Below are 24142 nucleotides of genomic sequence, written 5' to 3'. Positions count from 1 at the left end.
TGGAAGTCGAAATACTACCGGGGTAAACGCAGTGGTGCCACGACTTCATGAGTCGTGGCACCACTGCGTTCAAAGGCCTCGCGTAATTCGGGCCGTTAGAAAGAACCGCAATTAGAAGCCGTACCCTACAAAGCCGCCATCCACTGCCAAGGTCTGACCAGTAATGTAGCTGGCGGCCGGCAGGCATAAGAAGGCCACGGCAGCAGCCACTTCCTGCGGCTCGCCGACGCGGCGCATGGGTGTGCGGCTGATTACTTCGTCGCGGTAAGCTTCGTTGCTGAGCACGCCGGCGGCTAGCGGCGTCTGGATGTACCACGGTGCCACGCAGTTTACCCGAATACCATCAGCAGCCCACTCAGCGGCGAGGTAGCGCGTGAGCTGTACCATGGCCGCTTTGGTCATGCCGTACACAGCGCCGGTGCGCACCGAAGTCAGCCCCGCCACCGATGACACATTCACGATGGCGCCTGCGCCGCTGGCCTGCAACAACGGATGTGCCAGTTGGCTCAGTCCAAAGGCCGAGTCTAGGTTGGTTTGCATCACGCGCTGGTATTCATCCTGGGAGTACTCGACGGTAGGCTTGCGGATGTTGGTGCCCACATTATTAACCAAGCCATCGAGCCGGCCCCAACGGGCCTGTACTTCCGCTATCAACGCCTGACGGCCTTCGGGTTGGCTGACATCGGCGGCCAAGGCGTGGGCATCAAGGTCCTGCTGCTGCCACGCCGCCACCGCTTCCTGCAGCGGTTCCAGGCGGCGGGCCACGCAAATGACCGTAGCGCCAAAGCCCAGCAGCTCGGCCGCTACCGCCGCCCCGATGCCGGCAGAAGCTCCGGTAACTACGAAAACTCGGTTTTGCAGCGACCAGCGCGCAGTGGCATCAGCGGGAAAAGGCATATTGGGAGGACTAAGTGCTCAGCTGAAAGTGGGTGCACAGCAAGGCCGTACGACTTACTTGTAGCTGAGCGGTTATTTCAGTTGGTATTCCAGCTTGAGCAAAAGCAGGCCGTAGCCGTCGTTGCGGTCGGGGTTGGCGCGTTGGCTTACGTCGTCGAGGTGGTCGGTGGAGGTAAAGCCGTAGGTAGCTTCGGCCGTCAGCCAGAAGCGCTGGGCCAGGTAAAAGGTGAGGCCACCGCCCACGGGTGCCACCAGCGCCGTGGCCGTATAGTCGGGGCGCTCAGGAGCCAAGTACACGGTGTTGGTAGTGGGGCGGTCGGTGCCGTTGTAGGCCTTGGGGTTGTAAAGCAGGTAGCCCAAGCCGGCTTGCAAAAACGGCTTGACACGGGCGTGCTCGTAGCGCGAGGCAGTGTACCAGCTCGGGTCGCGCAGGGGCTCGAAGCGCAGAAAGGTGGTCACCGACAAATTGGTACCGCGGAAGGCCAGGTTGCGCGCCGGTAACTGGTCGCGGGCGCCCAGCACAAAGCCAGTGACTTCGCCGCCTACGCTCCAATGCGGCCGCCAGGTATAAATGACGCCCAGCTGGCCTGCCGGGCCGATAAAGTTCTCGCCTGGGCTGGAGGTCAGGTCGCCGGTGTACATAGCGGCACCGCCGCCGGCCACCAGGCGTAAGGGGCCGCGGTAAAAAGCACGGCCTTGGCGGTCATAGTGGCGACGAGGAGCCTGAGCGGCGGCGGCTAGCGGAGCCAGCAGCGCCACGCCGAGCAATAGGGGGGTGATGCGCACGTACAAACAAAGATGGTAAGCAGGCCCGATACGCCGCCCGGCCCGGCGGCGTTGTCGGGCACCGCCTATTTGAACATCCCTTTGGGGTCGGGCATTTTTTCTTTGAGGTTGCTCACCAGCTCAAAATCAACGCCTGCGAGGCTGGAGCCGCTGCCTTTGTGCAAGGATTCCCAGGCCTGGGCGTAGTCATTCTGGTAGTACTGCACCCACGCCAGCTGCTGCCACGTGTAGGAGCTGTTGGGGTCCACGGCCAGGGCCTTACGCAGGTTTTCTTCGGCTAGCTTTAGGTCCTTGGCTTTCTTATTCTGACCGTAGCGCAGTGCATATAAGCCACCGAGGTCGGTCAGTACCTGTGCATTGTTGGGCGACAGCGCCAAGCTTTGGGTAAACAGGCTCATGGCCTCGTCCACCGAAGTATTGGCCGACAGCAGGCCGAGTCCGCGATAAGCTTCGGGATTTTTAGGGTCGAGCAGCCACGCCAGGTTGAAGCGGTAGCGGGCGGTATCCACCTGGCCTTCGGTGAGGTATTCGTAGCCTTTATTGCTGAAGAACTTGCTGGCTTCGGCGCGCGAGGCAAAGCTCTGTTCCAGGCCTTTCAGAAAGGATTCGCCCACGAGCTGTTGGGCCGCTTCGGGCGCTAGGCCGCCAAACAGCGGCAACTGGCGGCGGGCGCTCAGGGGCACATCGGCGGCCGCGGCGCCTTTCGTCTTGACCTTGGTTTTTTGGGCTACTGCGGGGCTGACGAGCAGCGTGGAGCAGCAGGCCAGCAGGAAGGAAATTCGTTTCATGGAGAAAGCCAGGCCGCCCGGGTGGCGACGCTGCGGTAAAGGTACATTGCCGTTAAGGTAAGGCCTTAACGCAAAACTGCCCGCCAACATTTCGTAGGCGGGCAGGAAGTGCAAAAGCGGAGCCCGATCTGCTGCTTATCGAGCCGCTGGCTGCTCGCGGGCGGCCATAAACTTTGCCATCCACTGAATATCCCTCGCCACCGTGTGCTCTGTCTTGGCGACGGTCGGCTGACGGTCTGATGGTACGCGTTTGATTGTCACCCGTAAACTTACGCTGTCTAAAACCGGTTACTTCGCGCCACCCGCCCCCTCCACGCTGCCTATGGCTTCTACTTCTACCGAAACTCCCGCGGCCCTGCGTCGCGAGCTGGGTTTAGTCCAGGCCACCGCCCTGAACATGATCGACATGGTGGGCATCGGGCCCTTCGTGGTGCTGCCGCTGGTAATGCAACTGCTGGGGCCGTACTTCATGTGGGCGTGGATAGCGGGTGCGCTGCTCTCGGTGGTGGATGGGCTGATCTGGTCGGAGCTTGGGGCGGCGTACCCTGAGGCCGGCGGCTCGTACCGCTTTTTGAAACTGGCCTACGGCGAGCAGCGCTGGGGCAGGCTACTGTCGTTCTTGTACGTGTGGCAAACGCTGGTGCAAGCGCCGCTGGTGCTGGCCTCGGGCTCCATCGGCTTTTCGCAGTACGCCGGCTACCTCGTGCCGCTCGACGACGTGTGGCGCTTGACGCTCAACAACCAGGTAGTTGAAATTCTTTGGCAGCCGCGGCTGCTGAGTGGTGCTGTGGTGCTGGCGCTGGTGGCACTGCTGTACCGGCGCATCGGGAGCGTGGGCAAGCTGGGCGTGGCCTTGTGGGTAGGGGTGCTGGCCTTGCTGCTGGGCCTTATTGGAAGTGGCTTGCTGCTGGGTACCGAGCCTGTGCCGCTGCCGGGCTTCACGGCCGCGCCGCTAGCCGGAGCGCCAGCTACCGGGCTGCTGCTGGCTGTGGCGCTCGGTCAGGCCTCCGTCAAGACCATCTACAGCTACTTGGGCTACTACAATGTATGCCACCTTGGGGCCGAAATCCGCCAGCCGGAGCGCACCATCCCGCGGGCCATTTTCCTGAGCATTCTGGGCATTACGGTTCTGTATCTGCTGCTGAATTACGCCGTGGCGCACGTGGTGCCCTGGGCCGAGGCAGCGCGGTCGGAGTTTATCGTCAGCACCTTCGTGGAGCGGCTGTACGGGCCGCGCGCGGCGCAACTGGCCACGGCACTGGTGCTGTGGGTCGCTTTTGCCTCGCTTTTCGCGGTGCTGCTGGGTTATTCGCGCATCCCGTACGCAGCCGCCGCCGATGGCGAATTTTTGCCAGTATTTGGGCGGCTGCACCCTACCAAGCAGTTTCCGCATGTATCACTGCTGGTGCTCGGCGGCGCGGGCTTTGTGTTCAGTTTACTGTTTAAGCTATCGGAGGTCATCAGCGCCATTCTGGCCATGCGCATCGTGGTGCAGTTTGTGGGGCAGGCCATCGGGCTGGTGCGCCTGCGGCAGCGACGCGGCACGGCTGGGCTACCATTTCGCATGCCGCTATACCCGTTGCCAGTCATCGTGGCGGTGCTGGTGTGGCTGCTGGTTTTCTGGAGTACCGGGGTGCAGTTTATGCTGTCGGGCCTGGCTATGATAGCGGTGGGGGTGGGCGTATTCCTGATCTGGAACCGGCAGCAGGGCCGCTGGCCGTTTGGGTCGGTTGCCGGGCCTAATGCTGCACCTGTTGCCATCGACCCGAATAAGAAGCTCTAAGCTTGCCAACGCAGGCAGCCACGCAACCACGCTCAACGCGTCATTTCATTAGGGCCGCCACGTGTTGTAAATAGTACAGGGCGTTGTGCTGGCTTCGTGCTCAGGTATCGTTTCAGGAAAGCTTGACTGTTGCGTAGGCGCGCTTCTCCTTTCTGTACGGCTGCCGAAAGCTCCCGAACCATGGTTTGACTTACTTCATCATCAAACCTTACCGCCGCCAATATGGTACGAGCCTGCTGTAGGTCCGCTGCAATGGGCGGCAGGAACTGTTGAAGCTGGGCGTCGGTTTTGATGGGCTGGAACTGATGGTTGTAGTAGTCGAAGAAGCTATTCAACCGGGCAATGGCGCGTTGGGCCTGCTGCTGCGCACGGTTGTATTCGTTTAGCATGTGGTTGTGCCGGGCTACTCCGTAATCGTAAAGCCGACGATGGCTGGTAGTTAAGTACAAGTCGGCCAAGTTGTGCCGCAACTCCTGCTGCTGCACCCGCCGACTGGTTGTTCGTAGTTGCTGCTCGATGCTTTGCTGATCGTACACCGTCAATGAATCGGAATACGCAAAGGGTTGAGCTGGTGCCGCTGGGGCCGTATTCTGCTGAAAATTTGTAAACGAGTAAGGCGCCGTTAGCAACTGCCACATGGGGTCAAATGGCAGGCGTGTGCGCACAAAATCGGCAGGAGCAGCTTTGAACATGTCAGCTCCAGGCTTGGGTGCCGGCGCACCCTTGGAGCCGCGCCCAGTAACGGGAGTAGGATCCATGATATGCCACTGATTCCCAAGGCGGGTAACACACCAGGCATGTGGCCACGGTAACAGGCGCCCGTCGGGCTGTTTTATAAATCCGGGCACGACGTAGGTTTTCAGGCCAAGCCCGTTGGCCAACGCCGCGTACAGCTCAGCAAACTCCGCACTCATGCCGGTGCGTTGGCTGAGCGCCTGCTGCACTGTCTCAGCTGGCTCAGCCTCAAAACTGTTAGAGACTTGCGCAGGAACCTGGTAACGGATGTTGTGGGCTACCCAAGTAAATGCTGCCCACGCTTGCTCATCTTCGGTCTTGAACGACGCCCGAATGTAGCGCACCAAGCCACCCACCGAATGAGTGGATGAATCAGGCACCTGCTGCATGCGGGCGTCCACCGCAGGGTAGGCTGCTGAAGCTTGAGGAACGTTAGCCTGTTGGGCTAGCACAGGAACAGAAATCAGCATTGAACCGGCCGCGGCCAGCTTAACAGCTACGCGAGTAAACACAATAGAAAGGCGGAATAGAGAGGTTTAAAACAAACGAATGGCCATAAAAATAGGCAGCGGCCTAGGTTATCCGCCCTGGCCGCTGCCTCAACAGTGAGAAATAATAGCTTCTGCTTAGCCGCGGCGCAGCACCGCGGCGGCTTCCTTGGCGAAGTACGTCAGGATGGCGTCGGCGCCGGCGCGTTTGATGCTTAGCAACACTTCCATCATGGTCCGCTCGCCGTCCAGCCAGCCGTTTTGGGCGGCGGCTTTCACCATGGCGTATTCGCCCGATACGTTGTAGGCCGTCACGGGCAGGTTGGTGTGCTGCTTCACGTCCCGAATCACGTCGAGGTAGCTTAGGGCGGGCTTCACCATCACCATGTCGGCGCCTTCCTGCTCGTCGAGCAGCAGCTCGCGCAGGGCTTCGCGGCGGTTGGCCGGGTTCATCTGGTAAGTTTTCTTGTCGCCGCGTTTCGGGGCCGAATCCAAAGCGTCGCGGAAGGGGCCGTAAAAAGCTGAGGCGTACTTAGCCGTGTAGCTCATGATGCTCACATGGCTGAACGCGTTGCGGTCGAGCACGTCGCGGATGTAGGCCACGCGGCCGTCCATCATGTCGGAGGGGCCGATGATATCGGAGCCGGCGCGGGCCTGGGCCAAGGCCATTTGGGCGAGAATTTCCAGCGTGGCGTCGTTCAGGATTTCGCCCGACTCGGGGTCCACTAGGCCGTCGTGGCCGTCGGAGGAATAGGGGTCCATGGCCACATCGGTCATGATGGCCACGTCCGGAAACTGCCGCTTAATCTCGGCTACGGTGCGCAGGTACAGGCCCTCGGGGTTGGTGCTTTCGGTGGCCATGCGGTCCTTCACCTTGTCGTCGAGGCCGGGGAAAGGCGCGAAAGCCCGGATACCCAGCTCCACGCACTGCCCGATTTCGTCGATAAGGCGGTCGGGCGAAAGGCGGAAGATGCCCGGCATGGAGTGAATTTCCACGGCCTTGTTCTGCCCGTCGATGAGAAACACCGGGTAGATGAAGTCGTTGGTGGTGAGGGTGGTTTCCTGCACCAGGTCGCGAATAACTGCCGACTTGCGGTTGCGCCGCGGGCGGTGAGTGGGAAGTATAGCCATGAGAACGTGTGAATCAACCGGGCAAAACAGCCGGAACAAAGATAAAGTTGCCGGGACGAGTGGCTTTACTTCCAGCTTCCGGCGTAGCCGCGAGCCGCCAAGACGACTCCCAAAATGCAAAAGGCGCCACCTATTGCCAAGCCGGCACTACCTCCAATGGCTATACCCAAAATGGCACCCCCGATGGCAAGGGCTGTACCCGTTAAGAAGAAAGCATCATCCACTCCCGTCTGGGGCTGCCTTGGGTTGGTAGGGTGGGTTGACTTTTGCAGATTTGGACGCCGCAGGCTTAATCCTTCTTCGACATCAGTGCCTGCTGGTGCTTTTTCAAGCCGGAGGTGCTGCCGAAGCGACGAGTTGCGGCGCATTTTGCCAGGCAAAGGTGTGAACGTGAGAGGCGCCGTTATGCTAGCCTCCAAGGGCTGGAAAGCGGAAGGTGGCTCCACTGCGTCAGCCTCTAAAGGCGCACTAGGGGGCATTGTCCCGGGGCTGAGGGCAAAGCGGTAAGCTTCGCGCCCGGGCCGACAACTGCTTATCGCCGCCAGCAGCACGAGGCACCAATGAGTAATTGTTTTCCGCATAGCTGAGTTTCACCAAATCCAGCCTCAATAACAGCAATAGGGCGGACCACCCGAAACCAAAAAAACGCCGCTCCGGACGTTAACCCGGAGCGGCGTTTTTGTTCAAGAGTGACTGGTTGCCGCTCGTTAGTTGCTTTTGCGCGGTGCAGCGGCATCTTCTACCTGCCAAGCCGCCCGCGGGATGCGCGTCGGTTCGGGACTTTGCGAATCATGCAGCAACATTACTGTGCGCTCGGTATCGGCTTCGGTCCGCAAGGCCGGAGTCTGAAAAGCGCTCTTGCTGCTTTGGCAGCCGGTGAAAGATAAGCAGCCCAGCAGAGCCAAGGCCAGTACGTAACGCATTGTCATAGCGAAAAGTAAATGTCGGTATCAGCAGCGAAGCTACCCGGAGCTTCAGTCGTCAAACCGCCGTACTCGGCCGATGCGTTCCGTAGCAGATTAGAATTCCATAATTACCTGTTCAATCACGTCGCAAGCCTCGTGTAGCTGCTCCTCGGTAATTACCAGCGGCGGCGCAAAGCGGATGATGTCGCCGTGGGTAGGCTTGGCCAGTACGCCGCGCTCCATGAGCGTCACGCACACGTCCCAGGCGGTGCGGCCATCGGGGCGGGGCTTGATGACCACGGCATTGAGCAGGCCTTTGCCGCGAACCAGCTCCACCACTTCGGGGCGCTTGGCCTGCACGCGGCGCATCCGTTCGCGGAACACCTCGCCCAAAGCCCGGGCGTTTTCGGTCAGCTTTTCTTCCAGCAGCACATCCAGTGCGGCCACCAGCACCACGCAAGCCAGCGGGTTGCCGCCGAAAGTGGAGCCGTGCTGGCCCGGTTTGATGGTGAGCATGATTTCGTTGCGAGCCAGCACGGCTGATACCGGCAGTACGCCACCGCTCAGGGCCTTGCCCAGAATCAGAATATCGGCGTGCAGGCCTTCGTAGCAAGAAGCCAGCAGCTCGCCGGTGCGGCCGAGGCCGGTCTGAATTTCGTCGGCAATCATCAGCACGTTGTGCTTCTTGCAGATCTGGTGAGCGTGGGCCAAGTAGCCATCGTGCGGTACCACCACGCCGGCTTCGCCTTGGATAGGCTCTACCATAAAAGCGCACACGTGTGGGTCTTGTACAGCGGCTTCCAGCGCAGCCAGGTCGTCGTAAGGAATTACCTGGTAGCCGGGCATATAAGGGCCGAAGCCACTGGTGCTATCGGCGTCGGTGCTGAAGGACACGATGCCGGTAGTGCGGCCGTGGAAGTTGTGCTCGGCTACGATAATGCGGGCCTGGTTCGGGGCAATGCCTTTCTCTTCGTAGCCCCATTTGCGGGCCAGTTTCAGAGCGGTTTCCACCGCCTCAGCACCCGAGTTCATCAGCAGAGCCTTATCGTAGTTGAACAGCTCGCAGAGGTACTTTTCGGCACGACCGAGCTGATCGTTGAAGAAGGCGCGGGAGGTGAGCGTGAGTTTCTGAGCCTGCTCCACCAGGGCCCCGATGATGCGCGGGTGACAGTGGCCCTGGTTGACGGCCGAGTAGGCCGATAGGAAATCGTAGTAGTGCTTGCCTTCCACGTCCCACAGGTGCACGCCTTCGCCGCGGCTGAGCACCACCGGCAGCGGGTGGTAGTTGTGCGCACCGTACTGGTCTTCGAGCTGCATCAGAGCCTGGCTGCTCAGTTGGATGGGGGCGGCGGTAGCGGGGGGCGTGCTGACGGACATGGGCAAGAATGATTTGATGGGAGGGAAATCAGATCGGATTGCCCAAAAGTACGGAAAAGGGCTGCGTAGGATACCCGGTAGCAAGTAGCTGATCAATAACAAAATAAGTTAAGGCTCGTCTGCATAAGCTGTTGATGGGCGCCGCCGCTGGGTAGGCGCCGCAGCTATTGTTGGTATTCTTTCCTGCTACGAGGTATGGCTAATCAGTCGTTCTTCCGACGGCATCCCGTGCTTGGGGCGCTGCTTGGTTTGGTGTTGTTGTTAATAGTGGGGGGCTTCATCGGGTACAAAGCCACCGACAACGGTCGGAAGCTACTGCCGACCCTGGAAAACGCGAATATGCAGGTCGGCGACATCGGCGCCGATTCGCTCAAGGCCAAAATGCAGGTAAGCCTGCGCAACAATGCCCCCATTGGCATGCGCATCGACAGCTTCAGCTACGAAACGCGCATCGATGGCCAGCCAATGGCCCGGGGAGCCCAGGACAAGCCCACCGTAGTGAAGCGCCGCGGCATCAGTCAGATAGAGGTGCCCATGAGCGTGGATATGGGCGACCTGAAGCGCAAGATCAAGGAGATTCAGCAGGATTGCGTCGATGTGCAGATGCGGATGCAGATGTACACCCGGCTGCCCATCGTGGGTACGGAGCGCATTCCCGTGGACGTGACCCAGCGCGTGTACGTGCCGAAGATGCCCAAAATTGAGGTCGACAACGTGGATATTACCAAGCTCGGGCTCAACAACGGCGAGGCCATTGTGCATCTGAAGGTGACCAACTACAACCCCTTCCCCGTGACGATTCGCAGCGTGAAGTACAACCTAACCGTCGGCGGTGACGACATGGAGGTAAAAGGCGTCGAAACCAAGGATGTCTCGTTCCGCAAAAAAGGCGTTGAAACCATGCCTATTCGGGTAACCTTTGAGCCTAAAGCCATGCCCAAAGTAGCGTTCAAAGGCTTGTTTAAGGCCAAAAAAACGTCCTACACGCTCAACGGCTCGGCCGTAGTGGCGGCTGGCAAGCACAACCCCGAGGACATGACCATGACCTTTAACAGCGAAGGCACGCTGCAGGAACTGAAGAACATTCCGAAGAGCGGGGAGTAAGTCGCTGATCAGGCCGCTTCCAACACCCGCTGAGGTTGATTCCTGTGAGCGGTTTGCTCCAGCCGTTTAATCACGCGCTTGCCCATGCGCATGGTGGGCAGCTCGATAAGTCGGTAAGTAATGGTGGAAACTACCGTGGCTACCACGGCCAATAGGGAGTAGCGGAGCACATAATTGACTACAGCGCCGGTGGAGCCGGGAAGCTCCAGCAGATTGGCAAAGCCAAACTTATGCAGCCAGTGCAGCACCGCGAAGTGCGTCAGGTACATGCTGTAGCTGATGCGGCCCAGGTACTGTGTCACCCCATTGACGAGCCAGCGGTTGGGGTGCTGGCCCAGGGCGTAAGCAAACAGCACAAACACCACCCCAAACATCAGGTACTTGGGCACTACATCGCCCAGTGCCAGTCCGGCTAGCAGGATGAGGGAGCCCAGCAGCATGGCGCGGGGTGCAAACTCCTGGGCGGCCGGTTCGCCCGATTCTGGTCGCACCAAGAAAAACAGGCAGATGCCCAACGCGAAAACGGGCAGCTGCGTGGGAAACGACAGGAAAACAAAGTTGCTCCACAGCTCGTCGCCGCCGATTTGTAGTCGAGGGCCCAGCAACACGTTGTACAGTACCGCAATGCCGATGCTCAGTACCAGCAGCCCCAAGGCCCGGCGCCCCGTGTTTATCACGCCAAACAACGGCGGCACTAGCAGGTAAAAGGTCATTTCTACCGCAATAGACCACCCCCCGGGCACGATGCTGTTGATCCAGTACGGATTGAACCCGTTGGAAAAGCTCAGAGTGGCAGCCACGTTGGCCAAGGTAATTCCGGGCGCATCGCCCAGCCAGTAGCGCGGGCCTAAGCCATCTTGCCAGAGGTAGTAGGCTACGGCGCAGTAAAAAAGCGGCGCAATGCGAAAGAAGCGTCGCAGAAAGAAATTCAGGGTAGGGTTGTACTCATGCTTGTTGTGCCGGCCCATCGATAAGAACAGCGTGAGGGCGCTCATCACGTAAAACAACTGCACCCCGCGTGCTCCCTGCGTAATGGCCGAGGTCAGACTAGAGTCCTCGGGCAGCGGCGCGCCAAATAAGCCGCAGTGCACTGCCAATACCGCCAATACCGCTATGCCCCGCAAGGCATCGATGTACTCATACTTTTTGGTCTCCATTCGAATAGCTGATCCGCTGAGGGAAATAAGAATTGTGCGGCCAACATGGAGATTTTGAAGATGGAATTGAATTAAATTGTTGATTATAAATATTAAAGTGAATTAATATGGGAATAATGCAGCAGTAATGAGCTTCCGATATTGATGGAGGCCTAAGGACTTCGAATAGTGAAATAGCTTGTTGCGGGACTCAAGCCAAATTGCTGCTTGCGGTAAGGCTTGTTAAGACCACTCTGCTTATCATTACCCAGCGGCCCCTAAGCTGCCCTTCTGCCCATGAAAACGCTCCATCACAACGACGCTCCTTTAGCCGTAGGGCCCTACGCGCAAGCTATTGTAACAGGCGGCCTGGTGTTTTGCTCCGGCCAAACGCCCCTAAATCCTGCTACCATGCAGATTGAGGGCACCACCATTGAAGAGCAAACCTACCGCGTGCTCGAAAACCTCCGCATTGTGCTGTCGGCACAGGGCCTGGGGCTCAGCGACATTGTCAAGACGACGGTATTCCTGAAAAACTTTGCTGATTTCGGTCGCATGAACGCCGTGTACGCCGAGGTGTTCGGTACGCACCGCCCAGCACGTACCACCGTGGAAGTGTCGCGCCTGCCGCTTGAGGCGCTGGTTGAAATTGAGTGCATTGCGGCGCTGCGGCAGTAAGCACCAAGTAGCACAGTCATTTGCTTGAAAGGCCTCAACTGCGCTCAACAGGACGTTCTTTTTCAATTCAATCCGACAACTAGCTGCCACAAACGGGTGTCATAAGCATGACGCCCATTTAGCTCACAGACCACAGGCATTAGGAGCTATTAGTTGTTTTCCTGAAAATCCGGATGCGCCTGCTTGAGCAGTTGCTCATCTACGCGCAGCGTTTCCAGCCCGAAGTACAGGGCCGTTTCGGTGTTGACGTAGAAGTAATGGTTGGCCGACAGGTCCCAGCCGGTAATAAGTATGCGCTCCGGCTTGATGCCCAAAATGGGCGGAACTACCAAGTGCTTTTGCTGCTGCCGTTGCGCCTGGCGCAGCATTTCCTCGCGGGCCAGCAGTTGCTGGTCGTAGGAGGGAGCGTTCAGCAGCAACTCTCGCCACGCCCGCCGGGGCAGCGGCTGCACCAGCAGCGCTACTATGACCACCGTGAACAAGGTTGGCATGGGCCAGGCAGGCAGGCGTTTGGTGCGCAGTGCCGGGTTGGCCGCCACGGCCGCCCACACCACCGGGATGCTTGCCGAGAGCCAAAACAGCCACAGCGCGTTCTGCACGCGGTCGGGAAAGCCACGGTCGCCCATGGCTAGCAGCAGCAGCAGCAGGCTGCCGTATAAGCTAATCAGTAAGAAAGGCAGACCCAGGTGCCACGGCAGGCGCGGGGCGCTGGGTAGCTCGGCCTCGCGCTGCCAGCGCATAGCTACCAGCGCCCAGAAGCCCATCAGCCCAAGCCAAAGCAGCGTCCGGGCGTGGCCAAAAAAGCGGAGCGTGCGATAAAGCGCCTCGGGGATGAAGGCTAGCAGCGCCGCGAACAAGCTACGCTGGGTTGGGTTTTCGGCGTATTCATCGGCCATGCGGGCGAAGTTGCCCGGGGCTGCCAGCGCCGCAATGCCGGCTACAGCCGTCAGAGCCAGCACGGCCAGCCAGGCGCCGCGGGTGCGCGGGTGCAGCGCGGCCATCAGGCCCGTACCCAACAGGGTATGCAGCAGCGTCAGCTCGTTGGAGCCGGCGGCGGCCACGGCGCTCAGGCCCGCCACAGCCCACCACGCACCTTGCTTGCCTCGGTGTGGAGTACGCCCCGCCCGCACGCCTGCAATCAACGTCAGCACCACCCAGAGCCCGGCCAATTGGTACACCACGCTGCCCGTAAACCAGTACAGCGCCGGGTATATCCGCGGAATAATCTGAAAATAAGCCAGCACCAAGGTGCCCGTCAGCACCACAGCCTCCACTCGCGGCCGCGCGGCGGGGCTCAGCGTACGTACTCCAAGGTAAGTCACCGCGTAGCTGATGCTCAGCACCAAAAAAGGCGTTAGGCGCAGGCCGTCGTACCAGCCGTAATGCATTGGGTTTGCCCCCACCACTACCAGCGACGAAAAGAACCGTCCGGTCCAGTTGAGGTACAAGTCACGCTGCCCGGCCCAAAAGCCAAATTGCCGGGCATTGGCGGCGTTAAAATAATCATCCATGAACGGATGATTGAAGTAGCTGAGCAGGGCTAACGGAAGCAGGGCTACGAGCAGCAGCCCAACGGGCAGCACCCAGCGCCACGATAAACGGGCCGAACGACTTAAGGACATAAGGTCAAAACAATGGCTAGGCAAGGTACTTCCAATCTGAGGAGTATTTTTGCCCCGCGTCGCTGTTGCCGCTTTGTCTTATGCCCACTCCCCCCAAGCTGCTTCAGCCCGGCCCCGGCGACTACTACTTCACCCCCGAGGGCTACATGGTCTTTACCGAACAGTATCACCTGCGCCGCGGCAGCTGCTGCGCCAACGGCTGCCGGCACTGCCCGTGGAAATCCAAAAAGGCCGCGAAGCGTTAGCCTTGGCTGAGTAGAAGTCATCCTGACCCGCCAATCCGCTACCAGCCCTTACGGTTGGCGGGAGGGTGGGTGAGGCCCCCGGTTATGGTAGTTACCACCGTGTTAGTAGTCGCCCAACATCCTATTAGCCACTATTTTTCGACAGAAGTTTGACTAGTCCAGACTTTTGCCGATATTTGCGCCCCTGTTTCCCGTATTGTCACTTCAAGTACACACATAGCCATGGCCCGAGTTTGTGATCTGACCGGCAAGCGTACGCGCGTTGGTAACAACGTGTCGCACGCCAACAACAAAACGAAGCGTAAGTTCTACCCGAACCTGCAGAAGAAGCGCTTCTATATCCCCGAGGAAGATGCTTGGGTAACCCTGCGCGTGGCCGCTTCGACCATCCGCACGATCAACAAGAACGGCATCATGGCCGTGCTGAAGAAAGCCAAGCAGGAAGGCTACGTAGTTTACTAGTCAGCCGCGTTCCGACCGGAGCGCATAGCTGTTGTTTTCAGAGAAGCGAGATTCAAGCTGACCTTGCCGCCGCGTGCGCGCAACGTCAGCTTGAATCTCGCTTCTTTTGCTTTAGCTGCCGAGGTGGCGCCAAGGCATGGCGTCGGCAAAGCCTGCTGTATTGCTTATGAAATGTATTTCGAGTTGGCTCCGCCGAGGAGCTGTTGCGCTATTCTGCCTGAGTACCATGTCTACTGAGCCCGCGCAGGCCCAGCGGCAAGCCGGCCCCGGTCGTCCCACTGATTTCCTGGACCCGGCGTTTCACCGTGGGCGGCGTGAGCTGCTGCGCCAGCAGATGCCGGCCGGCTCGGTGGCAGTGCTGTTTACGGCCCCTGTGCGCAACCGCGCCAACGACGTCAACCACATCTTTCATCAGAACCCTGACCTGTACTACCTCACCGGTTACGACGAGCCCGACGGCGTGCTGCTGCTCTTCAAGGAACCGCAAAACCTGGGCGGACAAAGCGGCGTGACCGAAGCCCTCTTTGTGCAGCCGCGGGACCCGAAGCGCGAGCTGTGGACCGGGCGCCGCCTCGGGGCCGAGGGCGTGAAGCAGCAGCTCAAGTTGCAGTACACCGCCGACAACCGCGAATTTGCCGCGGCCCCCATTCCGTGGAGCCGCTTCAGCAAGGTGCTGCTGCTGGATCTGCCCACCGACGTACGCGACGACCCCCAGGACCCCGCCGACCTATTCAGCCTAATGGCTACGTTCCGCCAGAAAGCCAACCTGCCCTCTGATTTCAACCTTGGCATTGCGGAAGCGCACAAGCTCATCCAGCGCTACGGCCTAGATAACCCCACCGAATTGTGGCCCTATCTGACCAACATGGTCAGCGCGCAGCCGCAAGTGGCCGCCGATGCCTTCGTGCAGGCTTACCTCAAGGCCGACAGCAACGCCGAGCGGCAGAAAGTAGTAGCGTCGCAGCCCGTGTCGCGCTTCGATGGCGCAGCCTTGGGCGAATGGCTAACTCAGCTGCGCGAGGTAAAAACACCGGAAGAAGTGCAACTGCTGCGCCGGGCCGTGCGCATCTCGGCCGTAGGGCAGCAGGAAGTGATGAAGGCCGTCAAGCCCAACATGAGCGAAATGGAAGTGCAGGGCCTGCACGAGTACGTGTACAAAAAGTACGGCGCTGAGTTTGAAGGTTACCCGAGCATTGTGGGTGCCGGCAACAACGCCTGCGTGCTGCACTACGAAACCAACGATAAGCCGCGCATCGGCAACGACCTGATCCTGATGGACTGCGGGGCCGAGTACCATGGCTACACCGCCGATGTGACGCGCACGGTTCCGCCTTCGGGCAAGTTCTCTGCGGAGCAGCGCCAGATCTACGAGCTGGTGCTGGCGGCGCAGGAGGCAGCCTTCAAGGAATGCAAGCCGGGCAGCGAGTTTCAGGCGCCGCACCGGGCCGCGCAGCAGGTCATCAGCGAAGGGCTCAAGCGCCTCGGCTTGGCGAAAACCGAGGCTGAGGTAGGCCGCTACTTTCCGCACGGCACCTCGCACTACTTGGGGCTGGATGTGCACGACCGCGGCACCTACGGCCCGCTGAAGGCGGGCAACGTCATCACCGTGGAGCCGGGTATCTACATTCCCGAGGGCAGCCCCTGCGACAAAAAGTGGTGGAATATTGGCGTGCGCATCGAAGACGACATCTTGATTACGCCCGGCGGCTACGAAAATCTTTCACAGGAAGCGCCGCGCACAATTGCTGAAATAGAGGCGCTGATGGCCAAACCCAGTGCCCTGGACGACTTTAAATTGCCTGAGTTGAAGTAGCCTCAGACGGTGTAAACCACTGGTCGGCGAAAAAACTTATGTTCTTGCTATTGGTCAAGTGTTTGACATTGTCAAAACATATCGTATCTTTGCAGTCCTAAAATCGAAACCCACGTCCTGACTGTATCACGATGGCCAAGAAAGGAAACCGGGTGCAGGTAATCCTGGAGTGCACCGAGCACAAGAACTCGGGTCAGCCAGGCACCTCGCGCTACATCACCACCAAGAACCGGAAAAATACTCCGGAGCGTATCGAGTTGAAGAAGTTCAACCCGGTACTGAAGAAAATGACCGTCCACAAAGAAATCAAGTAAGCTGAGTCATGGCAAAGAAAGTAGTTGCTACGCTGAAGACTTCGGGCGGTAAGGACTGGGCTAAGGTTATCCGTGCCGTCCGCTCGCCTAAGACTGGTGCCTACACCTTTAAGGAGGAAATGGTACCCGTTGACAAAGTGCAGGAGTTCATCACTTCCGGCACCAAGTAAGACTTAAAGCGGGTGCGTACGGTCGAACGGCTGTGCCAACGCCCATCCGGTTCCTGCAATGGCAACCGTTACGCACCCGTCTATTAGTGAAGAAGTCCCGCCTTTCCGTGGGACTTTTTTGCGTTGTTACCTCGGAGTGCTTCGTGCCTAGTGCTTGGTGCTTAGGCCGAAAACACCAATTCGCCGCCTGCGCGGCGGCAAGGCGGCTATAACCGTCCTATTTCCCAGCACCAAGCACTAGGCACGAAGCACCAACTACATGGGCCTGTTCGATTTTTTTAAGAAAGACAAAGAGAATAAGGAGCAACGCGAGTCGCTGGATAAGGGGCTGGAAAAAACCAAAACCAACTTCTTCGACCAACTTAGCAAGGCAGTAGTCGGCAAGAGCACCGTCGACGAGGAAGTGCTGGATGAACTGGAGACCGTGCTCGTGCACGCCGACGTGGGCATTGAGACGACGGTGAAGGTTATCGACCGCATCGAAAAGCGCGTGGCCCGCGACAAGTACGTGGGCACCTCAGAGCTGGACCGCATCCTGCGCGAGGAAATTGCCGACTTGCTGCAGAAGAATGACTCCGGCTCCACCGCCGTGCTCGAGCGCGGTGATAACACGGGCCAACCGTTCGTGATTATGGTGGTGGGCGTCAACGGGGTGGGAAAAACCACTACCATCGGCAAACTCGCGCACCGCTTCCACTCGGCGGGGAAGAAAGTGGTGCTCGGCGCCGCCGATACCTTCCGCGCCGCTGCTGTGGATCAGCTCATCATCTGGGGCCAGCGCGTGGGCGTGCCGGTGATTTCGCATGGCATGAACACCGACCCGGCTTCAGTGGCCTACGATGCGGTGCAGAAAGGCGTGGAGATGCAAGCCGACGTGGTCATCATTGACACGGCCGGGCGCCTGCACAACAAGGTGAACCTGATGAACGAGCTGAGCAAAATCAAGCGCGTAATGCAGAAGGTGATTCCCGATGCGCCGCACGAAGTACTGCTGGTGCTCGACGGCAGCACCGGGCAGAATGCCTTCCTGCAAGCCAAGGAATTTACCAAGGCCACCGAAGTATCGGCCCTAGCCATTACCAAGCTCGACGGCACGGCCAAGGGCGGCGTAGTTATCGGCATTTCGGATCAGCTGAACGTGCCGGTGCGCTACATCGGTGTGGGTGAGAAGATGACCGACCTGCAGCTGTTTGACCGCCGTACGTTTGTGGACTCGCTGTTTTCGAAAAAGTAGTCCGCTACCCTGTCATCCTTCATCTAGCTTACGCAAAGCGAAGGACCTTACCACGCTCGACCAGATCGTTGTTACGATAGTTGTTCAGCAGTGGTAAGGTCCTTCGCTTTGCTTAGGGTAACAGGGTAGAGCGTTGTTTGATAAGGGATTATACTGATAGTTACCCTATTATGCTAGTGACAAGCAAAGCATTCCTGGCTAACTAGCCAACCGATGCGCCAAGCAGGGCATCTGGTTTATATGCAAGCTACGGGCACCCTCCCGACATCCGTTGTTGACACTGTTGAGCCCCAACAGCTCGCTCGTTTCTGAGTCAGAAGCTACGGTTTTGGTCGTTGGTGGCGATGCTGTTGCTGGTGTACGTGCACGCTTACAACCTGCACCCGCGCTACCTGCAGCCCTGGACGCCAGTGGAGGAGCCGCTGTCGGTGAGCAACTACCTGCGGTACTTCGTTGCCAACGGGCTGGTGCGCTTCCGCATTCCTATACTGTTTGCCATTTCGGGCTACCTATTTGCTCATTTTGATACCGGCACGCTGCATGCGGAGCGGGTCCGCAAACGGGTGCGCACCCTGCTGCTGCCTTTTGTGCTTTGGAGCACCATTGGACTGGCGGCCACCTGGCTGATGGAGCAGTTTCCGGACAGCCGGCAAGTGGTGCTGAATGCACAACTGAGCGACCCGAATAATCCACTGATCAGCAACATGCCGTGGTGGATGCTGCTGCTACGCTGGCTGCTGTTTCCGGTGACCTTCCAAATGTGGTTTCTGCGCAGCCTGTTTGTCTACAACTGGGCGTACCCACTCATCCGCAAAGCCGTGGAACGTAAGCCGGTTGTTTATTTCTCCTTAGTGGCGCTCTTCTTGATGAGTGAAATCGGCTTATCATTGAAGGTACCGGTTTGCTGTTCTTCGCCCTGGGTGTGTGGCTGCGCCGTCGCGAAGTAGATGTGCTGACGCGGCCCCGTTGGTTTCGGGTGGGGCTGTTAGCGGTGGCTTGGCTGGCCTTGCTGGCGGTAAAAACTTGGTTAGCATTTACGTTCAAGCAGTCGTTTTTCTTGCCCATGCTGCTGCTGCATAAGGGGGCCGAGCTGCTGGGCGTAGGCGTGATGTGGTTTGGCACTGATGCCCTGGTACGCGTGGCCATGCGGCAGCCGTGGTTTGTGTGGCTGACGAGCTTTTCCTTTATGATTTACGCCATGCACGTGCCCACGGTGAACTACATCAATGAAATCGTGTTGCGCATCAGGCCCGGGCATAATCTGTTGATATACCTGCTGCTGCCCTTGGGCGTATCGGCAGCGGCAGTGCTGCTGGGAGCCACAATGCGGCGGCTGGTGCCGGGCGCGTACGGCGTGCTGACGGGCGGCAGAGGTCTTTGATGAGTGAGTAGATACTAAGCTATTATTGTATCTGTATCGAATAAGCTTATGCATTTGAAGGCAAAACGTTGGGTTCTGAACAAGGGGCTATTGGCGGTGGTCACCATCTCTAGCGTCGGCTGCCTGCCTGTAACCAATAGAACCAGCTACGATGCCTTCAGCGTCTTGCCGGAGCCAGGAACAAGTAGCGCTACTATTACAGAAGTACCCATTGTGACTTTCGATTTGAGAAGACAACACACGTCAAAAGTTTATCCTTTCGTTGCCTACTTGGGCGAAAAGGGGGACTTTGCTTTAGGCGTTCATCTGTATGGAGTCGGGGCGAGGCCTTACCAAGGGCTGGTTTTGAGGAGTGTAGGCATAGAGTCAGGCGGTAAGGTGTATTACGAAACGCGTGATTCAGCCTTTGTTCGCTTTAAGCCGCCTTACAAAGAATATTGTGAAGTTCATGCCCGCCAAAAAGAGTCAGTCAGCTATTACTACGTGTCTGATTATGTCATTGCACTGCCTGATTCAGTGAAAAAGCCCTATCTAAGAGCAGAGTATGACTTGGTGACATGGGACAATGTGCGTGAGCGGCGTACGCTCCATACGCCGTTCGATATAGATAGAAGTAGAGGAATCGATTGGTAATAGCCCGCGCTACAGAAGGAACGTTCGTCCTAGGAAAAGGCGTTGGCTCCTGCGTACCTTTGCACTCCAATTTTCGCCAGCGGCGAAAGCGGGGCAAAATGTTCAGTATTAGGTGCTTCCCGTGTGGGCGCATCGCTCTAACGATACGCGGACTACCAGTTCGCGCTACTGCATGAAAGTAAAAGGCAATCGGGCCAACAAGGTCAACGTCATCACGCTGGGCTGCTCCAAGAACCTGGTGGACTCGGAAGTGCTGATGGGCCAGCTGCGCGGCAACGGCTACGACGTTACCCACGAATCGACCAAGGACGAAGCGGGCGTCGTCATCATCAACACCTGCGGCTTCATCGACAACGCCAAGCAGGAAAGCATCGACACCATTCTGCAGTACGCCGACGCCAAGGAAGCCGGCAAGGTGGACAAGGTGTACGTAACGGGCTGCCTGTCGCAGCGCTACAAGGACCAGCTGGAGGTAGAAATTCCGCAGGTGGATGCCTACTTCGGTACCCTGGAGCTGCCGCAGCTGCTTAAGACGCTGAACGCCGACTACAAGCACGAGTTGGTGGGTGAGCGGCTGCTGACTACGCCCAAGCACTACGCTTACTTCAAGATTGCCGAGGGCTGCAACCGCCCGTGCTCGTTTTGTGCCATCCCGCTGATGCGCGGCAAGCACGTGGACAAGACCATGGAAGACCTGGTGACCGAGGCCACCAAGCTGGCCAACATGGGCACGAAAGAGCTGATCCTCATTGCACAGGACCTGACGTATTACGGTCTGGAAAAGTACGGTGAGCGGAAGCTGGCCGAGCTGGTGCGTCGCCTCTCCGACGTGAACGGCATCGACTGGATTCGCCTGCAGTACGCTTATCCGTCGCAGTTTCCGATGGAAGTGCTGGACGTGATGCAGGAGCGCGAAAACGTGTGCAAGTATCTCGACATGCCCCTGCAGCACATCTCCGACAACATGCTCAAGACCATGCGCCGCGGCATCTCAAAGCGCCGTACGGTGGAGCTGGTGGACCAGATCCGGCAGCGCATGCCCGATATTGCCCTGCGCACCACGCTCATCGCCGGCCACCCCGGCGAAACGCAGCAGGATTTCGAGGAGCTGTACCAGTTTGTGGAGACGACCAAGTTTGAGCGCCTGGGCATCTTTACCTACTCCCACGAGGAAAACACCCACGCTTTCTCGCTGGAAGACAACGTGCCCGCCGAGGTGAAGCAAGAGCGCGCCGACCTGATTATGGAGCTGCAGCAGGGCATCTCGATGGAGCTGAACGAGCAGAAGGTGGGCCAGACCTACAAGGTGCTCTTCGACCGCAAGGAAAGTGGCTACTGGGTAGGGCGTACGCAGTACGACTCGCCGGAGGTAGATAACGAGGTGCTGGTACCTGCCACGAGCCAGTACGTGCGCCTCGGTGATTTCGCCCAGGTAAAGATTACTGACGCTTCGGACTTCGACCTGTACGGCGAAGTAGTGCTGAGCTAAGTAGCCGGCAGTGAAGACAGCAAAAGAGCGGGCCCACCAGATGGTGGGCCCGCTCTTTTAATTTCTGCTAGGTGATGTTGGAAAGAACGGTAGGGAGCAATCAGGCTGCGTAACGGTCGCTGCGGCGGCGGTGCACGCCGCTGGTCCAGTACTGCCACATGCCGATAAAAGGCAGGTAGGCCACCGTGTACATCCAGCGTCGCCGCTCCGAGCGACCTGGAAATTCGCCGCTGCGGATGTGCCACAACGTGTACAGCCAAGGCAGGAGCACCACGGCTCCCAGCCAGCACCAAGTGGGAATAGAATATATCATGATGGGTGGGGTGGGGGTGGTCAAGCAATATACCAAATGGACGTGGCAAATCGATGACGGAATTGGGAGAAATAAAGTTGCGCTTGAACATTCAGTGGTAGCCGCGGTTTTTTTGCGAACGTTGCAGGCGCAACGTTCCGCTCCGCCCATGCCCGTGCACTGTCTGCCCTACGCCACTACCGGCGCTTTCAGCTCATTTATAGCTGACTACCTGAAGCAAGAGCCTCGCCTCCAGCCTTTTTATGTCCGTTTCCCAACGCTGTCAGCCTTCGCCGAGCAGCTGAATGAGAAGCAAACCCAGTACCCCGCGGCTACGCGGCAGAAGCTAACGGCTGCCTTGCAGCGTCAGTACCAAGCCATAGGGGAGGTGCACCCGGCTGTGCAGGCCAACTTGGCGCTGCTGCAGAAAGACACCACTTTCACCATCACCACCGGCCACCAGCTGAACTTGCTCACCGGGCCGCTGTACTTCATCTACAAAATCGTGACGGTGCTGAAGCTGTGCCGGCAGCTCAAGGAACAGCACCCGCAGTACGACTTCGTGCCGCTGTACTGGATGGCTACCGAAGACCACGACTTCGCCGAAATCAACCACTTGCACCTCTTCGGCAAAAAGCTGGAGTGGCAGGCCGACCAAACCGGCGGCCCCGTGGGACGCATGCCGCTGGGCGGGTTGGCTGATCAGGTCCTGAGCCAACTGCCCGCCGACGTGCCCGCCGCCTTCCGGGAGGCCTATGAGCAGAGCCAGACCCTGGCCGAAGCTACCCGCCGCCTCACGCACCAGCTGTTCGGGGAATACGGCCTGGTGAGCATCGAGCCCGACGACGCCGAGCTGAAGCAGGTGCTGACTCCGGTGCTCACCGAGGAACTGCGCACGCAGCCTGCCTATCAAGCCGTGCAAGCCGCCGACGCAGCTCTGGAAGCTGCCGGCTACAAGCCGCAGGTGTACGCGCGCCCGCTTAACCTCTTTTACCTCACCGATGCCGGCCAGCGCGAGCGGCTGGAGCTGGAAGACGGCCACGTGGTGGTGCGTAACACCGACATCCGCTGGTCTACCGACGAGGCCGTGGCCCACGCCGAAGCGCACCCCGAGTGTTTCAGCCCCAACGTGGTGCTGCGTCCGCTCTACCAAGAAATGCTGCTCCCTAACCTCTGCTACGTGGGTGGCGGCGCCGAAGTAGCGTACTGGTTGCAGCTAAAAGGCGTGTTTGAGCACTACCAAGTAGCCATGCCGCTGGTGCTGCTGCGCAACTCGGCGCTGTACGTGGGCCGCACCCACGTGGGCAAGCTGCGCAAGTTGGGCTTGTCGGTCGACGACCTGTTCCGCCCGTTGCCGGAGCTGAAAAAACAGGTGGCCGCTTCGTTGGGGCAGGAAGAAGTATCCCTGGCCGAGCAACAGCAGCAGCTAGCTGAGGCATTCGCAGCCGTCACCGCCCTGGCCCAGCGCCTCGACCCGACCTTGGTGAAAACCGTGGCGGCCGAGCAACAGAAGGTAACGGGCATCGTGGCCGGGCTGGAAAAACGCTTAAGCAAGGCCGCTGAAGCCAAGCACGAAACGGCGTACAACCAACTCGGGGGGCTAAAGGACAAGCTGTTTCCCGCCGGTAGCCTGCAGGAGCGCCACGACAACGTGCTCAGCATTGTAGTGAACAACCCGGGCTTCATTCCGCAGTTGCTGGAAGCCTTCGATCCGCTGGCGCTGGAGTTTACCGTTATCGAGGAAGAATAGGCGGCCTTCAGGCAACGGGTGGGCGGTCGGCTCCATCTCAAGGGCATGATCCACTTGCAGAAGATTGTTCGTAGCCTGAGTCTGGTAGGCCTGATACTACTGGCGCATACCAGCTGGGCCCAGGTAATATCCGGCCGCGTTACCGACGCCCAAACCCGCGAAGCCATTCCCTTCGTCAACATTGGCATCCTGCGCAAAGGGGTAGGCACCGTGGCCGATGAGCACGGCGCTTACCAGCTTACGCGTACGGCTTCTACCGATACCGTGCGCGTGAGCAGCATCGGTTACCGGCCGCGCCTGCTCACGGTGCAGGAACTAGCTGCCGAAGCCAATGTGCAGCTCATGCCCGAAGCTGTGGCGCTGAAGGAAGTGCAGGTGCGTGGCAAGGCCCTGTACAAGCGCACGCATACGCTGGGCAACATGGGCAACTCCGGCGTGGCTACCCTGACGCTGGAAGCCAAGGACCTGGGCGCTGAGATTGGCACCGTCATCAGCCTGAAGCGCAAACCCACACGGGTGCTCAATGCCAATTTTACGGTGGCTTATAATCGAGCGGGCTCCCTGATGTTTCGCGTGAATATGTACCGCCTCCTGCCCAATGGTAAGCCTTCGGAGGAGAAACTGCTGAAGCGCGACATCATCGTGACGACCAGCTTGGCTTCGGGGCCGATTACAATAGACCTGGCGGCCGACCAGCTCATTCTGGACGAAGACGTGTTTCTGACGCTGGAGTGGATTGGCGGGGCCGATGCCAAGAACGTGAATAGCAATCTGGGCTTTTCAGCTGGGGTTGGGTTCTCCAACAACGATTTGTACCTGCGCTCCACCAGCCAAGCCAAGTGGGAGCGATTGTCAGTAGGAGCGGCTATGGCCGGCATGCAGCCCCGCATCAACTTTTACCTGACGGTGCAGGACTGACGGGGTGGCTT

The 24142-nt window shown here is 58.9% G+C and carries 25 protein-coding genes; 15 read left to right on the top strand and 10 right to left on the bottom strand.

Annotation, left to right across the window (positions count from 1 at the left end; translation table 11 throughout):
* Window positions 1-111 precede the first annotated feature (111 nt).
* The 3 genes from AC5FXY_RS09230 to AC5FXY_RS09220 all read right to left on the bottom strand — a co-directional run bounded on the left by AC5FXY_RS09230 (window position 112) and on the right by AC5FXY_RS09220 (window position 2471).
* Window positions 112-897, bottom strand: a complete 786-nt coding sequence (locus tag AC5FXY_RS09230; RefSeq protein ID WP_493556373.1) for an SDR family oxidoreductase — start codon at window positions 895-897, stop codon at window positions 112-114.
* 72 nt (window positions 898-969) lie between these two features.
* On the bottom strand, window positions 970-1683 hold the full coding sequence (locus AC5FXY_RS09225; RefSeq protein ID WP_493556372.1) for a hypothetical protein: 714 nt from the start codon (window positions 1681-1683) through the stop codon (window positions 970-972).
* 65 nt (window positions 1684-1748) lie between these two features.
* Window positions 1749-2471: a tetratricopeptide repeat protein gene (locus tag AC5FXY_RS09220; RefSeq protein WP_493556371.1), complete on the bottom strand. Its 723-nt coding sequence runs from the start codon at window positions 2469-2471 to the stop codon at window positions 1749-1751.
* A gap of 322 nt (window positions 2472-2793) precedes the next feature.
* Between AC5FXY_RS09220 and AC5FXY_RS09215 the strand changes: the two genes are divergently transcribed.
* Window positions 2794-4254, top strand: coding sequence for an APC family permease (locus tag AC5FXY_RS09215; RefSeq protein WP_493556370.1), 1461 nt, complete (start codon window positions 2794-2796; stop codon window positions 4252-4254).
* Between the two features lie 32 nt (window positions 4255-4286).
* Here AC5FXY_RS09215 and AC5FXY_RS09210 read toward each other — a convergent pair whose 3' ends face one another.
* From AC5FXY_RS09210 to rocD, 4 genes are all read right to left on the bottom strand, one after another.
* Window positions 4287-5501 (bottom strand): transglutaminase domain-containing protein, encoded by a 1215-nt coding sequence (locus AC5FXY_RS09210; protein WP_493556369.1) that lies wholly within the window; start codon window positions 5499-5501, stop codon window positions 4287-4289.
* A 114-nt stretch (window positions 5502-5615) separates the two neighbouring features.
* Window positions 5616-6608 (bottom strand): porphobilinogen synthase, encoded by a 993-nt coding sequence (gene hemB / locus AC5FXY_RS09205; RefSeq protein WP_493556368.1) that lies wholly within the window; start codon window positions 6606-6608, stop codon window positions 5616-5618.
* A gap of 707 nt (window positions 6609-7315) precedes the next feature.
* The gene (locus AC5FXY_RS09200) at window positions 7316-7531 is read right to left on the bottom strand and encodes a hypothetical protein (RefSeq protein ID WP_493556367.1); all 216 of its coding nucleotides are present in this window, start codon (window positions 7529-7531) and stop codon (window positions 7316-7318) included.
* 96 nt (window positions 7532-7627) lie between these two features.
* Entirely contained in the window at window positions 7628-8890 is a 1263-nt protein-coding gene (rocD, locus tag AC5FXY_RS09195) for an ornithine--oxo-acid transaminase (RefSeq protein WP_493556366.1), read from the bottom strand.
* 195 nt (window positions 8891-9085) lie between these two features.
* Between rocD and AC5FXY_RS09190 the strand changes: the two genes are divergently transcribed.
* Entirely contained in the window at window positions 9086-9994 is a 909-nt protein-coding gene (locus AC5FXY_RS09190) for an LEA/WHy family protein (RefSeq protein WP_493556365.1), read from the top strand.
* 8 nt (window positions 9995-10002) lie between these two features.
* Here AC5FXY_RS09190 and AC5FXY_RS09185 read toward each other — a convergent pair whose 3' ends face one another.
* A complete protein-coding gene (locus AC5FXY_RS09185) occupies window positions 10003-11151 on the bottom strand; it encodes an acyltransferase family protein (RefSeq protein WP_493556364.1) in 1149 nt (382 codons plus the stop codon).
* A 276-nt stretch (window positions 11152-11427) separates the two neighbouring features.
* Between AC5FXY_RS09185 and AC5FXY_RS09180 the strand changes: the two genes are divergently transcribed.
* Window positions 11428-11808: a RidA family protein gene (locus tag AC5FXY_RS09180; protein ID WP_493556363.1), complete on the top strand. Its 381-nt coding sequence runs from the start codon at window positions 11428-11430 to the stop codon at window positions 11806-11808.
* A 149-nt stretch (window positions 11809-11957) separates the two neighbouring features.
* Here the strand turns inward: AC5FXY_RS09180 and AC5FXY_RS09175 are convergent, their stop codons facing one another.
* Entirely contained in the window at window positions 11958-13430 is a 1473-nt protein-coding gene (locus AC5FXY_RS09175; RefSeq protein ID WP_493556362.1) for a DUF6056 family protein, read from the bottom strand.
* Between the two features lie 80 nt (window positions 13431-13510).
* Here AC5FXY_RS09175 and AC5FXY_RS09170 point away from each other — a divergent pair, with 80 nt between their 5' ends.
* From AC5FXY_RS09170 to rimO, 10 genes are all read left to right on the top strand, one after another.
* Complete coding sequence (locus tag AC5FXY_RS09170; RefSeq protein ID WP_493556361.1) at window positions 13511-13675, top strand: C1orf53 family protein; 165 nt, start codon at window positions 13511-13513, stop codon at window positions 13673-13675.
* Window positions 13676-13897: 222 nt separating this feature from the next.
* The gene (gene rpmB / locus AC5FXY_RS09165) at window positions 13898-14137 is read left to right on the top strand and encodes a 50S ribosomal protein L28 (RefSeq protein ID WP_059068864.1); all 240 of its coding nucleotides are present in this window, start codon (window positions 13898-13900) and stop codon (window positions 14135-14137) included.
* A gap of 226 nt (window positions 14138-14363) precedes the next feature.
* Window positions 14364-15950 carry an aminopeptidase P family protein gene (locus tag AC5FXY_RS09160; protein ID WP_493556360.1) on the top strand — a complete coding sequence of 529 codons (1587 nt, stop codon included), beginning with the start codon at window positions 14364-14366 and terminating at the stop codon, window positions 15948-15950.
* Window positions 15951-16081: 131 nt separating this feature from the next.
* Window positions 16082-16264, top strand: coding sequence for a 50S ribosomal protein L33 (gene rpmG / locus AC5FXY_RS09155; protein ID WP_045689232.1), 183 nt, complete (start codon window positions 16082-16084; stop codon window positions 16262-16264).
* Window positions 16265-16272: 8 nt separating this feature from the next.
* Entirely contained in the window at window positions 16273-16434 is a 162-nt protein-coding gene (locus tag AC5FXY_RS09150; protein ID WP_493556359.1) for a DUF4295 domain-containing protein, read from the top strand.
* A 259-nt stretch (window positions 16435-16693) separates the two neighbouring features.
* On the top strand, window positions 16694-17668 hold the full coding sequence (ftsY, locus tag AC5FXY_RS09145) for a signal recognition particle-docking protein FtsY (protein WP_493556358.1): 975 nt from the start codon (window positions 16694-16696) through the stop codon (window positions 17666-17668).
* 344 nt (window positions 17669-18012) lie between these two features.
* Complete coding sequence (locus AC5FXY_RS09140) at window positions 18013-18615, top strand: acyltransferase family protein (RefSeq protein WP_493556465.1); 603 nt, start codon at window positions 18013-18015, stop codon at window positions 18613-18615.
* Window positions 18570-19049 carry a hypothetical protein gene (locus tag AC5FXY_RS09135; protein WP_493556357.1) on the top strand — a complete coding sequence of 160 codons (480 nt, stop codon included), beginning with the start codon at window positions 18570-18572 and terminating at the stop codon, window positions 19047-19049. Before AC5FXY_RS09140 ends, AC5FXY_RS09135 begins: the two co-directional genes overlap by 46 nt.
* A gap of 54 nt (window positions 19050-19103) precedes the next feature.
* Entirely contained in the window at window positions 19104-19682 is a 579-nt protein-coding gene (locus tag AC5FXY_RS09130) for a hypothetical protein (protein WP_493556356.1), read from the top strand.
* 172 nt (window positions 19683-19854) lie between these two features.
* Window positions 19855-21171: a 30S ribosomal protein S12 methylthiotransferase RimO gene (rimO, locus tag AC5FXY_RS09125; RefSeq protein ID WP_493556355.1), complete on the top strand. Its 1317-nt coding sequence runs from the start codon at window positions 19855-19857 to the stop codon at window positions 21169-21171.
* Window positions 21172-21271: 100 nt separating this feature from the next.
* Here the strand turns inward: rimO and AC5FXY_RS09120 are convergent, their stop codons facing one another.
* Window positions 21272-21484 carry a hypothetical protein gene (locus AC5FXY_RS09120; protein WP_493556354.1) on the bottom strand — a complete coding sequence of 71 codons (213 nt, stop codon included), beginning with the start codon at window positions 21482-21484 and terminating at the stop codon, window positions 21272-21274.
* Between the two features lie 148 nt (window positions 21485-21632).
* Here AC5FXY_RS09120 and bshC point away from each other — a divergent pair, with 148 nt between their 5' ends.
* Both bshC and AC5FXY_RS09110 read left to right on the top strand, forming a co-directional pair.
* Entirely contained in the window at window positions 21633-23213 is a 1581-nt protein-coding gene (gene bshC, locus AC5FXY_RS09115) for a bacillithiol biosynthesis cysteine-adding enzyme BshC (RefSeq protein ID WP_493556353.1), read from the top strand.
* Between the two features lie 45 nt (window positions 23214-23258).
* On the top strand, window positions 23259-24131 hold the full coding sequence (locus AC5FXY_RS09110; protein ID WP_493556352.1) for a carboxypeptidase-like regulatory domain-containing protein: 873 nt from the start codon (window positions 23259-23261) through the stop codon (window positions 24129-24131).
* Window positions 24132-24142 lie beyond the last annotated feature (11 nt).

Source organism: Hymenobacter sp. FMD4 (assembly GCF_058932745.1).
Note: the sequence above shows the minus strand (reverse complement) of the source record. Positions and strands in the feature narration are given on the sequence as shown.

Excerpts from the sequence above, each read along its gene's own strand:
- AC5FXY_RS09170 (WP_493556361.1), top strand. The coding sequence starts at position 13,511 with ATGCCCACTCCCCCCAAGCTGCTTCAGCCCGGCCCCGGCGACTACTAC.
- AC5FXY_RS09175 (WP_493556362.1), bottom strand. The coding sequence starts at position 13,430 with ATGTCCTTAAGTCGTTCGGCCCGTTTATCGTGGCGCTGGGTGCTGCCC.
- rimO (WP_493556355.1), top strand. The coding sequence starts at position 19,855 with ATGAAAGTAAAAGGCAATCGGGCCAACAAGGTCAACGTCATCACGCTG.
- hemB (WP_493556368.1), bottom strand. The coding sequence starts at position 6,608 with ATGGCTATACTTCCCACTCACCGCCCGCGGCGCAACCGCAAGTCGGCA.
- AC5FXY_RS09200 (WP_493556367.1), bottom strand. The coding sequence starts at position 7,531 with ATGCGTTACGTACTGGCCTTGGCTCTGCTGGGCTGCTTATCTTTCACC.
- AC5FXY_RS09140 (WP_493556465.1), top strand. The coding sequence starts at position 18,013 with ATGCTGTTGCTGGTGTACGTGCACGCTTACAACCTGCACCCGCGCTAC.
- rpmG (WP_045689232.1), top strand. The coding sequence starts at position 16,082 with ATGGCCAAGAAAGGAAACCGGGTGCAGGTAATCCTGGAGTGCACCGAG.
- ftsY (WP_493556358.1), top strand. The coding sequence starts at position 16,694 with ATGGGCCTGTTCGATTTTTTTAAGAAAGACAAAGAGAATAAGGAGCAA.
- AC5FXY_RS09110 (WP_493556352.1), top strand. The coding sequence starts at position 23,259 with ATGATCCACTTGCAGAAGATTGTTCGTAGCCTGAGTCTGGTAGGCCTG.
- rpmB (WP_059068864.1), top strand. The coding sequence starts at position 13,898 with ATGGCCCGAGTTTGTGATCTGACCGGCAAGCGTACGCGCGTTGGTAAC.
- AC5FXY_RS09220 (WP_493556371.1), bottom strand. The coding sequence starts at position 2,471 with ATGAAACGAATTTCCTTCCTGCTGGCCTGCTGCTCCACGCTGCTCGTC.
- rocD (WP_493556366.1), bottom strand. The coding sequence starts at position 8,890 with ATGTCCGTCAGCACGCCCCCCGCTACCGCCGCCCCCATCCAACTGAGC.
- AC5FXY_RS09180 (WP_493556363.1), top strand. The coding sequence starts at position 11,428 with ATGAAAACGCTCCATCACAACGACGCTCCTTTAGCCGTAGGGCCCTAC.
- AC5FXY_RS09120 (WP_493556354.1), bottom strand. The coding sequence starts at position 21,484 with ATGATATATTCTATTCCCACTTGGTGCTGGCTGGGAGCCGTGGTGCTC.
- AC5FXY_RS09215 (WP_493556370.1), top strand. The coding sequence starts at position 2,794 with ATGGCTTCTACTTCTACCGAAACTCCCGCGGCCCTGCGTCGCGAGCTG.
- bshC (WP_493556353.1), top strand. The coding sequence starts at position 21,633 with ATGCCCGTGCACTGTCTGCCCTACGCCACTACCGGCGCTTTCAGCTCA.
- AC5FXY_RS09150 (WP_493556359.1), top strand. The coding sequence starts at position 16,273 with ATGGCAAAGAAAGTAGTTGCTACGCTGAAGACTTCGGGCGGTAAGGAC.
- AC5FXY_RS09190 (WP_493556365.1), top strand. The coding sequence starts at position 9,086 with ATGGCTAATCAGTCGTTCTTCCGACGGCATCCCGTGCTTGGGGCGCTG.
- AC5FXY_RS09160 (WP_493556360.1), top strand. The coding sequence starts at position 14,364 with ATGTCTACTGAGCCCGCGCAGGCCCAGCGGCAAGCCGGCCCCGGTCGT.
- AC5FXY_RS09230 (WP_493556373.1), bottom strand. The coding sequence starts at position 897 with ATGCCTTTTCCCGCTGATGCCACTGCGCGCTGGTCGCTGCAAAACCGA.
- AC5FXY_RS09185 (WP_493556364.1), bottom strand. The coding sequence starts at position 11,151 with ATGGAGACCAAAAAGTATGAGTACATCGATGCCTTGCGGGGCATAGCG.